Below are 13,315 nucleotides of genomic sequence, written 5' to 3' on the forward strand. Positions count from 1 at the left end.
GGAGGGGGCGGTGGGGCCGCAGGAACGGCAATAGCGCGTCGTAGCAGAATCGAGAATCGACCGACAATCCGGCGACCGGCCCCACCGGTCCGAGGGACGGACGACGACCGTGAGCGATGCCTTCTACCTGCCCGATCCCGAGGATCCGCGGCGATTTCTCTCCACCGAACTGACGCGCGGGCCGTGGTCCCCGGACGCCCAGCACGCGGGTCCACCCTCGGCGCTGCTCGGACACGCCATCGAGCGCTGCGAACCGCGTGCGGGGTTCCAGGTCGGCCGGGTCGCGGTGGAGATCCTCGGTCCGGTGCCGCTCGAGCCGCTCACCGTCGAGACCCGGGTGGCCAGGGCCGGACGCAGCGTCGAATTGATCCAGGCGACGCTGTCCAGCGAGCGTGGTCCGGTGATGACCGCGAACGCCTGGCGATTCAAACTCGCCGATCCCGAACTCGATCTACCCGAGACCATCCTGCCCACCGGCGCGCGTCCCGGTCCCGATCACGCACCGGAGCCCGCGCCTTTCCCGTCGACGCAGGCGATCGGATTCCACACCGGAATCGAATACCGTTTCGTGACAGGCTCTTTCGCCGAAGCCGGTCCGGCGATCTGCTGGATCCGGCTGAAGTACCCGATCGTCGCCGGGACCACGCCGAGTCCGCTGGAGCGCACGCTCGCGGCCGCCGATTCGGGAAACGGTGTGAGCGCGGTACTGGATTGGGATCGGTTCCTGTTCATCAACACCGATCTGACGGTGACGCTGCACCGTCAGCCGGTCGGCGAATGGGTCTGCCTCGACGCGGTCACCTATCCGCAGCCGCACGGCATCGGCCTCGCCGAATCGGTGCTGTTCGATGAGAAGGGACCGCTGGGGCGTGGCACCCAGACCCTGCTGATCGGGCCGCGCTGACCCGGACCTCAGGCGCGGTCGGAGATCTGCTGGATCGCCCAGCCGTTGCCGTCGGGGTCGGTGAAGAACAGGAACCCGACATTGTCGAGCGGATGCGGCATCGGCCTCGGGTTCTCACCGACCACCTGCACCTCGCCGACGTCGAGACCTCGCGCGAGGAGTTCCTCGCGTGCCTGCCGGATATCGGGAACGACGAGTTGCAGGCCCTGGACCGACCCCGGTTCCATCGCCGGAACCGCGCCCTTGCCGATGACGACGGAACAGCCCGAACCCGGCGGGGTCAGTTGCACGATGCGGATGTCGTCGCCGATGACGGTGTCGTGGTCGACGGCGAAGCCGAGTTTCTCGGCGTAGAACCGTTTGGCGCGGTCGATATCCGACACGGGCACGATGACGACCTCGAGTGTCCAGTTCATAGTCAGCCCTTTGCGTTACCGGGACGGTGAGCGTGCGGCGCGATCATCTCGGGCACGCCGAGGAACGCGGCCAAGGCTATCGCGGGATGGGTTGTCACGGCCTCCTTTGCGCCCGGTCCACGCCCTGAATCCGACGCCCGGCTCGGCAGTGGCGACTGCCCTACCGCGACAACCTCGCCCTTCGGCGCTCAGATATCGGCGCGACGCTCCCAGCGCCACGCGAATTCGCCCGCGACCGGAGCCGGACCGGGCAGTTCGACACCGTCGGCCGCGAGTCCGGCGACGAGTATCGCCAGGGTTCGTCTGCGCAACTGGGCTGTGCGCGCCGGGTCGGGGACGGTGATCGCGGCGCAGGCGTCGAGGATCAGGCCGAGATCGAGAGAGTTCACCTCGGGCCGCAATTTCCCCGTGGCGTGCGCGCGTCGCACCAGCTCGTCGTTCACCTCGCCGGAGTGCACGACCTCGGGCAGCAGGGATTCGTCGGGGGTGAAGGTGCCCGCCAGCTGTACGGCCAGTGAGTGGACGTCGGCGTCGACCACTCGTTCGAGGAAGCCGACCAGCGCCTCCCAGCCGTCCGACTCCTCCAGCGCGGCGTCCCCCTCGGCGTTGTAGCGGCGCAGCCCGTCCTCGCAGAGCGTGCGCAACAGCACCTCCTTGCTCGGATAGCGCCGGTACAGCGCGCTGATCCCGACGCCCGCGCGTTCCGCGACGGCGGCGATGGGGGCGCCCGCATCGGCCAGGAAGACCTCGCGGGCGGCCGCGAGGATGATCCCGTCGTTGCGGGCCGCCTGCGCCTTACGCCCGGAAAGGGCTGGTCGAGCCTGGGAATCGGTGGTCTTCGCCATGGGTTCCAGATTACCACTTGAAACGGAATGATCCGTTCTGATATGGTTTAAACAGAACAAAACATTCCGTTCCAATTAGGAGAAGCAGATGTCCTCGAACGCCGTGCGCCCCTTCGTCATCGACATCCCGCAGTCCCGGCTCGACGACCTCGCCGATCGCCTGCGCCGGGCACTGTGGCCCGACGAACTGCCCGGCGTCGGCGATGCCTACGGCGTACCGAACGAGCGGGTGCGCACGCTCGCCGAGTACTGGCTCGAGCGGTTCGATTGGCGGGCGCTGGAGGCGCGATTGAACGCGCTGCCGCAGTTCACGACCGAGATCGACGGCGAGGACATCCACTTCCTGCACATCAGGTCGTCCCGATCGGACGCGGTGCCCGCGATCCTGACCCACGGGTGGCCCGGCAGCATCCTCGAATTCCTGGACGTCATCACGCCGCTGACCGAACCCGAGTCGGCCGACGCGCCCGCGTTCCACGTGGTCGTTCCCTCCCTGCCCGGATTCGGATTCTCCGGTCCCACCCGCAGCACCGGTTGGAACCGGGGCAGGACCGCGCGCGCGTGGCTGGAGTTGATGTCGCGGCTCGGATACGAGAAGTTCGGCGCGATCGGCAACGACGCGGGCTCGATGATCGCTCCCGAAATGGCCCGTCTCGCACCGGAACGTCTGCTGGGAGTCCATGTGACGCAGCTGTATTCGTTCCCCTCGGGCGATCCGGCCGAATTCGAGGGCCTGTCCGCCGAAGATATGGCGGCGCTCGCCCACCTCCAGTGGTTCCACGAGAACAAGATGGCCTTCAATACCCTGCACAGCCAGCAGCCACAGACCCTGGCCTTCGCGCTGGCGGACTCCCCGGTCGGCCTGCTCGGCTGGAACGCGCAACTGCTCGGAACCAGTCTCGACTCGGATTTCGTCATCGGGAATGTGGCGATCTACTGGCTGACAGGCACCGCGGGTTCCTCGATCCGGTTCTACTACGAGGACGCCCACACCGCCGAGTCCCCCGTCGAACCGACCACGACCCCCATCGGCCTCGCCATGTTCGCGGGCGATTTCCAGTCCATCCGCAGATTCGCCGAACGCGATCACCACAACATCGTCAGCTGGAACTCCTACGACCTCGGCCACGCCACCGGTGGGGCCAACGACGCGGGGGGACATTACGCCGCGCACGAGGCGCCCGACGTGCTCGTCGGTGATATCCGCGGGTTCTTCGCGCAGGTCATCCAGGAGTTCTCCCCGGCGCCGACCACGGACAGCGCCCGCCTCCACACCGTCGACAACCGGTAGCGCGCAGGGCCGTGGCGGGGCCTGGACACTCGCGTATGCGCGCGAGACGCCGGACCATGGTTCCCGCCCCCGGCCGCTGTTGTACTGGATTCACCTACAGCACAACAGTTTCGAGATATCGGGAGAAATCATGAGAATCGCGGTCTTCGGAGCCACCGGTAGCGTCGGTCGGCTCGTGGTGGAGCAAGCACTGGAACAGGGCCACGAGGTGACGGCCTTCACCCGCGACGCCGCGCGGATCACCCGGCGCCACGATCGGCTGCACGTGGTGGAGGGCGATGTCTTCGACAGCGTGGCGGCGCAGCGGGCGGTGCAGGGTCAGGACGCGGTGATCGTCGCACTCGGCGACGGCAGGAAAGGGCTGGTCCGGTTCGGCGGCACGAAGGCCGTCGTCGAGGCGATGCGGCGGACCGGGGTGAAACGGCTGATCTGCCAGAGCAGTCTCGGCGTCGGCGACAGCAGGGAGAATCTCGACTTCCTCTGGAAGTACGTCTTCTTCGGAATTCTGCTGCGCAAGGCCTACAACGACCATGGCGCACAAGAGGATTACGTACGCGCCAGCGACCTGGAGTGGACCATCGTCCGCCCCAGCGCCTTCACCGACGGGCCCCGCACCGCCGCCTTCCACCGCGACGTCCGCGCCGACGCGAAAGGTCTGGCGCTGAAGATCTCCCGCGCCGACATCGCGGATTTCCTGCTCGAACAACTGACCGATACGGCCTACGTCCACCGAACACCGGGCATCTCGAACTGAAATCGCTTCCGATTCAGGTCATTTCGCCCGAGACAGGGTATTTGTCCGACTCGAACAAAGGTTCGATCATTGATAGTCTCCGCGCATGATCAGTTCGTCGCACGAAGCGATGCACGGGATCTTCACCCATAACCCGGCCGCGTTCGCCCACGCCTTCCACATCCTGGATCTCCCCTTCCCCGACCCCATTGCCGTGCAACAGGTCTCGGTCGATCTGACCGAGACCTCCCCGGTCGAACGGCGGGCCGACACGGTTCTGCGGATCACGACCGAGCACGACACATTCCTGCTCGTGGTCGAGGCGCAATCGCGTACCGATTCCACCCCGAGATCGGTGCGATACTCGAGGCGATCATCGCGGCCTTCCACCGTCGGGGCCACGACGACGAAACCGGGTTCTACGCCGAACTCATCGAACAGGGAATATCGCACACCGACGCCGCCCAGCTGTGGAGGGACGAAATGGCCACCGATCTGTCGTACTTTCGTTCGGAATCCGCACAACGGCTGCGCGCCCAAGGTCTAGCTGAAGGCGTGGCCGATGGCGTGGCCGATGGCGTGGCCGAAGGTTTCGCACAGGGTTTGGCCGAAGGTCTTGCACAAGGTCTCACACAGGGACGGACCGAGCAGGCAGTGCGTTCAGTGCTGATAGTGCTCACCGAACGTGGCGTCGGGCTTTCCACCACTCAACGCTCTCGGCTCACCGAGAGCACCGACCTCGAACAACTCGAAGAGTGGTTGGTCCACGCACTGACCGCGACCGATGCGAGCGAACTGTTCGACTGAGTGTCCGGGACCCGACGAACGACGTCGACGTCGAGCGGACCTCGGCGCCCAGCCGGATCGGCACCGTGATCGCCGCACCGCGGACGAACACCGCTTCGACGCGGGGATACCAGTCAGACTTGTTCGTGAAGGTCGACCCACACGGGGAAGGGGTCGGCGTAGGTGATCCACTCCGTGGCGCCGAGCGCGAATTCCCGGTCGGTGAGCAACGCCCCGTCCAGTAGCGCGCGGACCTCGTCGCGGTCGATGCGTACGCCGATGAATACGATCTCCTGTCCGGCGGGTTCTTCCAGTGACGACCACCACGCGGCCGGTTCGAAGGTGAGGTTGGGGCCGGCCTGGGACCAGATGGCGGCGAAACCGGGGCGGCTGGCGAGCCAACAGAAACCCTTGCTGCGCAACATTCCTCGGAGCCGGTGCAGCGCGTCGGCGAGCCGCTGCGGATGGAAGGGGCGCGCCGAGGTGTAGGTGAGGCTGCCGATGCCGAATTCCTCGGTCTCCGGGAGGTGACCGCCCGCCAATTCCGCTGCCCACCCGTCGGATTCGGCGGCGGTCTCCGGGTTGTAGCGGCCGGTGTCGAGTACCTGGTCCAGATCCACCATGCCGTCGACGGTGCGCAGGATTCGCGCGCGGGGGTTGAGACGGCGCAGAGTGGCCTCGACGGTGCCCGCGGCGGTGGTGCTCACCAGGTCGGTCTTGTTGAGCAGGAGCACGTCGGCGAATTCCACCTGATCGATCAGCAGGTCGGCAATGGTGCGGGTATCGCCCTGTGCCGCTTCGAGATTCCGGTCCGCGAGAGCTTGTCCGCGTGCGATTTCGACGAGGAAGGTCGAGGCGTCGACCACGGTCACCATGGTGTCGAGCCGGGCGACATCGCCGAGCCGGGAGCCGTCCTCGAATTCCCATTCGAAGGTGGCCGCCACCGGCATGGGTTCGGAGATTCCGGTGGATTCGACGACAAGGTGGTCGAACCGTCCCTCGTCGGCCAGTCTGCCCACCGCCTCGATCAGGTCCTCGCGCAGCGTGCAGCAGATGCATCCGTTGGTGAGCTCGACCAATTTCTCCTCGGTCCGGTCGAGATGTCCCTGACCCGCGATGAGAGCGGCGTCGATATTGATCTCGCTCATGTCGTTCACGATGACCGCGATCCGGCGGCCGTCGCGATTGGCGAGGATGTGGTTGAGCAGCGTTGTCTTACCCGCGCCGAGGAATCCGGAGAGCACGGTCACGGGCAGCGGTTCGGTTCGCGGCGGTGCGGTCCTGGATTAATGATAACGATTGTCATTAGCAACTAGCCCTCGGGGCCTCGAATGGCGAACCGGGCATCCCGGGCACTCGTCGGGCGTCGTAGGGTCGATCCGTGAAGCTGTTGCCGATTCCCGCCGCCGGACAGACCCCCGTCCGAGTCCTGACGATCGCGGGCACCGACTCCGGCGGTGGCGCCGGAATTCAGGCCGACACCCGCACCATGGCCCTGTGCGGGGTGCACGCGCTGGTCGCGGTCGCGGCGGTGACGGTGCAGAACTCCGTCGGCGTCAGCGGATTCCACGAGATCCCGCCCCGGATCGTGGCCGACCAGGTGCGCTCGGTGGCAGGCGATATCGGCGTCGGCGCGGCCAAGACCGGCATGCTGGCCTCGACGGCCATCATCGAGGCGGTCGCCGAGGTCTGCCGCGAGGTCGGCATCGGGCGGGCCGGGTCGATCCCACTGGTCGTCGACCCGGTGGCCGCGTCGATGCACGGTGATCCGCTGTTGCACGAGGAAGCGCTGGACGCGGTGCGGCACACGCTGATTCCGCTCGCGACCGTGGTGACACCCAATCTCGACGAGGTCCGGCTCATCACGGGGATCGACGTCACCGACGACGCGAGCGCCCGCCGCGCCGCCGAATCACTGCATACGCTCGGCGCGCAGTGGTCGATCGTCAAAGGCGGGCATCTGCGTTCCTCGGATGTCAGCACCGACCTGCTCTTCGACGGCGACACCTTCCTCGAATACACCGCGCCACGTCTCGCCACCGGCAACGACCACGGCGGCGGCGACACCCTCGCGGCCGCCATCGCCTGCGCGCTCGCGAACGGGTACACCGTCCCGGACGCCGTCGAATTCGCCAAGGAGTGGACCCGCCGCTGCCTGGAAGCCTCCTACGACCTGGGCTCGGGACACGGCCCGGTCTCCCCGCTGTGGCGGCTGACGCACAACTGATCGCGTGGGATGTTCAGCTCGGGACGGGACTCAATCGTTCTCGAACGCGAGGTGCAGCGGTCGATCGGCGTCGATGGAGATGCCGTTGAGGCGGGCGTTGGATTGCGCGAGCGCGGAGATCATCTCCGCCAGGTAGGCGACGAACTTCTCGATGGGCATGGTGTCTGCGCGCAGCCGGTTGGCGCCGAGCCACCAGTCGGTGGCCGAGGCGACCGCCCCGAATATCGAGTAATTGACGAGTTCCACACTGTCGACGTCGATCGAGCCGTCCTCGACCAGCCCGGCGATCATTTCGGCGGCGCGGCGCGCGGACCGGCGCGCCGATTGCAGCGCCCGGCCGGATTCGTCCGCGTGCTGGGCGAAATGGCCGTGCAGCATGAACCGGAAGACGTTGGGATGTTCGGTGACCACGAGCATGTACTCGGTGGCCCCGCGGCGGACCAGGTCGCCCGCCGTGTCGTTGGTCAGGTCGATACTCGCGGTGATGCGTTCCCAGAGGATGTCGCGGACCCGGTCGGCGATGGCGTTGTAGAGGTCGGTCTTGTCCTCGAAATGCCGGTACAGCTTGGGTTTCGCCGCACCGGCCTCCTTGGCGATATCGCCCATGCTGACTTCGGGACCGAAGGTGTCGAGCGCGCGGAACGCGGCGTCGACGAATTCGTCTCGCACCTTCAGCCGATGCTCGCGCCACCGCTCGGTACGCGCGTCGACGCGCGGCTTCTCGTCTGTTTTCCGGCCGCGTTGCCTCACACCTGCGACCGTACCAACCTGCGTGTCGACCTCGATCGATTCGGTCCGCGGGAACGGTTCGCCGTAACGGTTACTCTCGGGCCGTTCCGGCAATATATTTGCCGAAACGGCAAGAAAAGTGGCCCGGTTTCCGGCCGCTACCCCACCATGGCGTCATGACCGACACCACCGCGCACACCAACCCGCAGGAATTCTGGGAAAGCTTCTACCAGGAGCGCGACCGGATCTGGACCGGGCAACCCAACCCCCTTCTGGTCCGCGAGGCCGCCGAACTCACACCGGGGACCGCACTCGATCTCGGCTGCGGAGAAGGCGGCGACGCGATCTGGCTGGCCGAGCGCGGCTGGCACGTGACCGCCGTCGACATCTCGGCGACCGCCCTCGGCCGGGCCGCGGCGCACGCGGAGAGCGCGGGCGTGCGGGACCGCGTCGAATTCGCCGAGCACGACCTGTCGGAAACCTTTCCCGAAGGACAATTCGACCTGGTGAGCGCCCAGTTCTTCCATTCCCCGGTCGAGCAGCACGACGAGCGCACGCGGACGTTGCGCCGGGCGACCGAGGCGGTGGCTCCCGGCGGGTCGCTGGTGATCGGCAGCCATGCCGGTTGGGCGAGTTTCGTCGAACACGCCCACGTCGACGTGCATTTCCCCACCCTCGACGAGATCCTCGACGGACTCGCACTCGCCCCGGGGCAATGGCGGGTCGAGACCTCCGACGAGGTCGAACGGGAGATGATCGGCCCGGAGGGCCAGGTAGGCGTGCGCACCGACACCGTGCTGCGGGTACGCCGCACCGCCTGAAGCCCACGAATTCGGTGGTCCCAGCAACCTCACAGCTGGGACCCAGCGTGACGGCAGCGCGGCTGTCGAAGGTGGTCTCATGACCGAAACCGCGACCGCCGCGCACCGGGCGGAACCAACCGGAGCGGTGATCACGCCCGTGCTCGACGTCGTGATCCCCGTCTACAACGAAGAAACCGATCTCGGCGTCTGCGTGCGCCGACTGCACGCCTACCTGAACAGCGGATTCCCCTTCCCCGCCAGGATCACCATCGCCGACAACGCGAGCACCGACGACACCATGCAGGTAGCGCGGCTACTCGAAGACGAACTCGACGGCGTGCGGGTGGTGCATCTGGACGCCAAGGGCCGCGGCCGGGCGCTGCGGACGGTCTGGGAGCAGTCCGACGCCATGGTCGTCGCCTACATGGACGTGGATCTGTCCACCGACCTGAACGCACTGCTCCCGCTGGTGGCCCCGCTGATCTCCGGCCATTCGGATGTGGCGATCGGCACCAGGCTGGCCCCGAACTCGCGGGTGGTGCGCGGACCGAAACGCGAATTCATCTCGCGCTGCTACAACCTGATCCTTCGCGCCTCGCTGCGCGCGCGATTCTCCGACGCGCAGTGCGGATTCAAGGCGATGCGCACCGATATCGCGCGACGACTGCTGCCGCTGGTGCAGGACGGGGAATGGTTCTTCGACACCGAACTGCTCGTGCTCGCCGAACGGTCCGGGCTGCGCATCCACGAAGTGCCCGTCGACTGGATCGACGATCCCGACAGCACCGTCGACATCGTCGACACCGCGCGCAAGGATCTGCTCGGGGTGTGGCGGTTGGGGCGCGGACTCACCACCGGCGCACTGCCGCTGGAGGAACTGCGCCGGTCGGTCGGCCGGGAGCCACTGGTGCCGGGTGTGCCGCTCGGCATGGTCGGGCAGGTGGTGCGCTTCGCCATCGTCGGCGCCGTCTCCACGCTCGCCTATGCCCTGCTGTATCTGGCGGCCCAGCCCTTCACGGGCCCGCAGGTCGCGAATTTCCTCGCGCTGTTGGTGACCGCGATCGGCAATACCGCAGCCAACCGCGCCTTCACCTTCGGCGTGCGTGGCACGAACGGCGCTGTGGCACACCAGTTCCAGGGCCTGCTCATCTTCGCCTTCGGGCTCGCGGTCACCAGCGGCTCGCTGTTCTCGCTGCACCGCTGGGCGCCGGACGCCTCCGTGCATCTCGAACTGTGCGTGCTGGTGCTGGCGAATCTCGTCGCCACACTGTCGCGCTTCCTCGGGCTGCGATGGGTGTTTCGCGACAGCGGACCGACCGACGCACCCGAACCCTCACCAGCATTCGCCGGACCTGAATTCCAGAAGGGGGTGAGCAGCCGATGACCACGCTGACAGCCGCGAAACCCCTCGCCACCCCGACCCCTCCGGCACGCCGGGTGATCCGCTGGGAATACCCGGCATTGGCCGCGCTTCTGCTGGGCACCGCGATCGCCTATCTCATCGACCTGAGCGCCAACGGCTGGGCCAACTCCTTCTATTCCGCTGCGGTACAGGCGGGTTCGAAATCATGGGAGGCGTTCTTCTTCGGCTCCTCCGATGCCGCCAACTCCATCACCGTCGACAAACCACCGGCGTCGCTGTGGTTGATGGAACTGTCCGTGCGAGTCTTCGGGCTCAACAGCTGGAGCATCCTCGTCCCCGAGGTGCTGCTCGGCGTCGGCTCGGTCGCACTCGTGTGGGCGACCGTACGCAGACCGTTCGGGCCCGCCGCCGGTCTGCTGGCCGGGTCGGCGCTGGCCGCTACACCGGTCGCGGCGCTGATGTTCCGGTTCAACAACCCGGACGCGCTGCTGGTATTCCTCATGGTGGCCGCGGCCTGGGCGATGACACGCGCCGTCGAGGACGGCCGGACCCGATGGCTGGTACTCACCGGCGCTTTCATCGGTTTCGGTTTCCTCACCAAACAGTTGCAGGTCCTGCTCGTCGTCCCCGCGCTCGCGCTGACCTACCTCGTCGCCGGACCGCCCGCGCTCGGAAAACGCGTCGCGCAACTGTTCGCCGCGGGCGCGGCGATGATCGTCGCGGCGGGCTGGTGGCTGCTCGCGGTCGAGCTGTGGCCCGCCGACTCGCGGCCGTGGATCGGTGGCTCGCAGCATAATTCGATCCTGGAACTCACCCTCGGATACAACGGGCTCGGACGGCTCAACGGCGAGGAGACCGGCAGCGTCGGCCCCGGCGGCGAACTGCCGTCCGGCGGTAACGGGATGTGGGGAAGTACCGGCATCACCCGATTGTTCGAACCCGCGCAGGGCGGTCAGATCGCCTGGTTGATCCCGGCCGCGCTGATCGGTCTCGTCGCGGGAATCCTGTTGCGCGGTAAGGCTTCGCGCACCGATCCGCGACGTGCGGCCCTGATCCTGTGGGGTGGTTGGCTGCTGGTCACCGGGCTGGTGTTCAGCTTCATGGCCGGCATCTTCCACGCGTACTACACCGTCGCGCTCGCACCGGCGGTCGCCGCGCTGGTCGGGGCGAGCGCCGTGGCGCTGTGGCGTGAACGCGACCGCCGTCGGGTGCGCGTCGCGCTGGCCGCGATGGTCGCGGTGACGACGGCGACGGCGTGGATGCTGTTGTCGCGCAGTACGAATTTCGTTCCGTGGTTGCGCTGGACGGTGCTCGTCGGCGGAATCGTGACCACCGTCGCGATGCTGTGGCCGACGCCGAGGAAGGTCGGACTGGTCACGGGGCTGGCCGCGATCCTGGTCGGGCTGGCCGGGCCGGTCGCCTACAGCGTCGATACCATCGCGACCGCGCATCAGGGATCGATGCCGACCGCCGGTCCGAATGTCGGGGGGATGCACGGTCGTGGGCCGATGGGCGGTGAAGGTCGTTCCGGAATGAACGGGGCGATGGGTGGGACGCGGCCGGGTACCGACGGTCAGAACCGGGCGGACGGGAGCAACGGTGCGGTTCCTGACGGTACCTTGGGCGCGGCGCAATCCAGCGAGACGAACCAGGGCGGACCGGGCGGTATGGGCGGACTGCTCGGCTCGAGTACCCCCGGTGCGCGGGTGATCGCACTGTTGGAGAGCGACGGTGACAAGTACACCTGGGTGGCCGCGGCGATCGGTTCCAACAGTGCCGCCGGATATCAGTTGGCGACCGAATTGCCGGTGATGCCGGTCGGCGGGTTCAACGGTAGCGATCCGTCGCCGACGCTCGAACAATTCCAGCGGTACGTCGCCGAGGGCAAGATCCACTATTTCATCGGCGGCGGCCGGGGAGGTCCCGGCGGTTCGGAATCCGGTAGCGCGGCGGTCACCGCCTGGGTCGAGCAGAATTTCACCGCGACGGTGGTGGACGGCGTCACCCTCTACGACCTGACCGCGCACTGAAACATCGACGCGCACCGGCACTCTCGGCCGGTGCGCGTCGGCGTGCGCGTGGGCGGCAACCTGTTCCGGAGCGAATGCGCACGTCATCGGGCTGCGACACGTTCGGGTCACCCCGGCGCGGGGGGCTCGACAAGGGTCACGGTGATCGTTACGGTGCTCCGCATGAACCTGGGCATTGGCGGATTCCCGAACGCTGTCGTGGCGTTCGAACGCGCGGTTCGTGCCGTCGACGAGGACGCCGTGCGATCGGCGCACCGAGAACTGCTCGATGCCTTCCGGACCGTGTCCCAGGCCGAGGCCCGAGCGGCCGGGCCACAGCTGGCCGCGCTGCTCGGCGCGGTGCCGCACGATCTGCGCGCGCAGATCGCGGTGATGGTCGGCGCGTGCGTGGAACGCGGCGCGGACGCGGTCGCCTGCGCGCCGCCGGTGCTGGCCGATCTCGCCGAAGCCCTGGACGCGGCACGAGAATTCGCCGAGTACTGGGCCGCCGCGGAGGGCGGCGAACTGCCGGACCCGGCGAGTATCGAGCCGACGGATTTCTACGACGGAGCCGGTGTCCAGGCGACGCTGTCGTGGTGGACACTGGACCACTGGATCCGCGCGTCACTGACGTTGATGCAGCGAGAGGCCGTGCGGCGCGGCCTGACTCGGGCCACCCGCGAATCGCTGACACGCAGGCACGAGGCGTACGCCAAACTGTGCGGCGACTGGCGCAAGGATCTGGCCTACGCGCTGCTGGTCCTCGACGACGAACCGGTGGTGGTGCTGCACCGGGAGACCGGCTCGGGATATCTGGTGCGCATGACCGGTATCGGCGACAATTTCCAGCTGCACACCCTGCTCGCGGATGTCCTCATCGGCGGCGGATATCTGCCCGGCGACGCGCCGTCCGCGGCCGCGGCGGCGGTCTGCCGCACCGTCGAGGGACGGGTGATCACCAGGGGTTCGCTGAATCTCGTCGCCCCCGACGGAACCTGGTTGTGGAACGAGGGCACGCCCTCGGATATCCCGGTCGTCGACGGCACCCGGATGCTCGTCCTCGATCCCCCGCCCTACCTGCGCGATTGGCAGGCGGGCCGGTACTTTCCCGCGATGGCGGGCGAACTCGTGCTGGAGCGTGTCCTGCCGAAGGCCGAAGCCGCGCGCTGGTTCGCCCACGTCGAACCCTCGAAAGACCCGGACGCGTAG

14 protein-coding genes are annotated in these 13,315 nt (G+C 67.5%); 9 read left to right on the plus strand and 5 right to left on the minus strand.

Going from position 1 to position 13,315, the window contains the following annotated elements; translation table 11 throughout:
- Positions 1-109: 109 nt before the first annotated feature.
- Complete coding sequence (locus JZ792_RS34195) at positions 110-904, plus strand: thioesterase family protein (RefSeq protein WP_216917035.1); 795 nt, start codon at positions 110-112, stop codon at positions 902-904.
- Positions 905-912: 8 nt separating this feature from the next.
- Here the strand turns inward: JZ792_RS34195 and JZ792_RS34200 are convergent, their stop codons facing one another.
- Positions 913-1,320 (minus strand): VOC family protein, encoded by a 408-nt coding sequence (locus JZ792_RS34200; RefSeq protein WP_216917036.1) that lies wholly within the window; start codon positions 1,318-1,320, stop codon positions 913-915.
- Between the two features lie 188 nt (positions 1,321-1,508).
- Positions 1,509-2,165 carry a TetR/AcrR family transcriptional regulator gene (locus tag JZ792_RS34205; protein WP_216917037.1) on the minus strand — a complete coding sequence of 219 codons (657 nt, stop codon included), beginning with the start codon at positions 2,163-2,165 and terminating at the stop codon, positions 1,509-1,511.
- Between the two features lie 88 nt (positions 2,166-2,253).
- Between JZ792_RS34205 and JZ792_RS34210 the strand changes: the two genes are divergently transcribed.
- Together JZ792_RS34210 and JZ792_RS34215 are read left to right on the plus strand one after the other, a co-directional pair.
- Positions 2,254-3,456 (plus strand): epoxide hydrolase family protein, encoded by a 1,203-nt coding sequence (locus JZ792_RS34210; protein ID WP_216917038.1) that lies wholly within the window; start codon positions 2,254-2,256, stop codon positions 3,454-3,456.
- A 130-nt stretch (positions 3,457-3,586) separates the two neighbouring features.
- A complete protein-coding gene (locus tag JZ792_RS34215) occupies positions 3,587-4,210 on the plus strand; it encodes an NAD(P)-dependent oxidoreductase (RefSeq protein ID WP_216917039.1) in 624 nt (207 codons plus the stop codon).
- Between the two features lie 13 nt (positions 4,211-4,223).
- On the opposite strand, the gene JZ792_RS34220 is transcribed toward JZ792_RS34215, so the two are convergent.
- Complete coding sequence (locus tag JZ792_RS34220; RefSeq protein ID WP_216917040.1) at positions 4,224-4,517, minus strand: hypothetical protein; 294 nt, start codon at positions 4,515-4,517, stop codon at positions 4,224-4,226.
- Positions 4,518-4,672: 155 nt separating this feature from the next.
- On the opposite strand from JZ792_RS34220, the gene JZ792_RS34225 reads away from it, so the two are divergent.
- The gene (locus JZ792_RS34225) at positions 4,673-4,996 is read left to right on the plus strand and encodes a hypothetical protein (RefSeq protein ID WP_216917041.1); all 324 of its coding nucleotides are present in this window, start codon (positions 4,673-4,675) and stop codon (positions 4,994-4,996) included.
- Positions 4,997-5,109: 113 nt separating this feature from the next.
- Here the strand turns inward: JZ792_RS34225 and JZ792_RS34230 are convergent, their stop codons facing one another.
- Positions 5,110-6,231: a GTP-binding protein gene (locus tag JZ792_RS34230; RefSeq protein WP_254190742.1), complete on the minus strand. Its 1,122-nt coding sequence runs from the start codon at positions 6,229-6,231 to the stop codon at positions 5,110-5,112.
- A 125-nt stretch (positions 6,232-6,356) separates the two neighbouring features.
- On the opposite strand from JZ792_RS34230, the gene thiD reads away from it, so the two are divergent.
- A complete protein-coding gene (gene thiD / locus JZ792_RS34235; RefSeq protein ID WP_216917043.1) occupies positions 6,357-7,202 on the plus strand; it encodes a bifunctional hydroxymethylpyrimidine kinase/phosphomethylpyrimidine kinase in 846 nt (281 codons plus the stop codon).
- A 30-nt stretch (positions 7,203-7,232) separates the two neighbouring features.
- Here the strand turns inward: thiD and JZ792_RS34240 are convergent, their stop codons facing one another.
- Complete coding sequence (locus tag JZ792_RS34240; protein WP_216917044.1) at positions 7,233-7,952, minus strand: TetR/AcrR family transcriptional regulator; 720 nt, start codon at positions 7,950-7,952, stop codon at positions 7,233-7,235.
- A 155-nt stretch (positions 7,953-8,107) separates the two neighbouring features.
- Here JZ792_RS34240 and JZ792_RS34245 point away from each other — a divergent pair, with 155 nt between their 5' ends.
- From JZ792_RS34245 to JZ792_RS34260, 4 genes are all read left to right on the plus strand, one after another.
- Positions 8,108-8,752: an SAM-dependent methyltransferase gene (locus JZ792_RS34245; protein WP_216917045.1), complete on the plus strand. Its 645-nt coding sequence runs from the start codon at positions 8,108-8,110 to the stop codon at positions 8,750-8,752.
- A gap of 79 nt (positions 8,753-8,831) precedes the next feature.
- Complete coding sequence (locus tag JZ792_RS34250) at positions 8,832-10,118, plus strand: bifunctional glycosyltransferase family 2/GtrA family protein (RefSeq protein ID WP_216917046.1); 1,287 nt, start codon at positions 8,832-8,834, stop codon at positions 10,116-10,118.
- On the plus strand, positions 10,115-12,127 hold the full coding sequence (locus tag JZ792_RS34255; protein ID WP_216917047.1) for a glycosyltransferase family 39 protein: 2,013 nt from the start codon (positions 10,115-10,117) through the stop codon (positions 12,125-12,127). The genes JZ792_RS34250 and JZ792_RS34255 overlap by 4 nt, the downstream gene beginning before the upstream one ends.
- Positions 12,128-12,289: 162 nt before the next feature.
- Complete coding sequence (locus JZ792_RS34260; RefSeq protein WP_216917048.1) at positions 12,290-13,315, plus strand: hypothetical protein; 1,026 nt, start codon at positions 12,290-12,292, stop codon at positions 13,313-13,315.

It is taken from the genome of Nocardia noduli, from assembly GCF_019038455.1.
GTDB lineage: Bacteria > Actinomycetota > Actinomycetes > Mycobacteriales > Mycobacteriaceae > Nocardia > Nocardia noduli.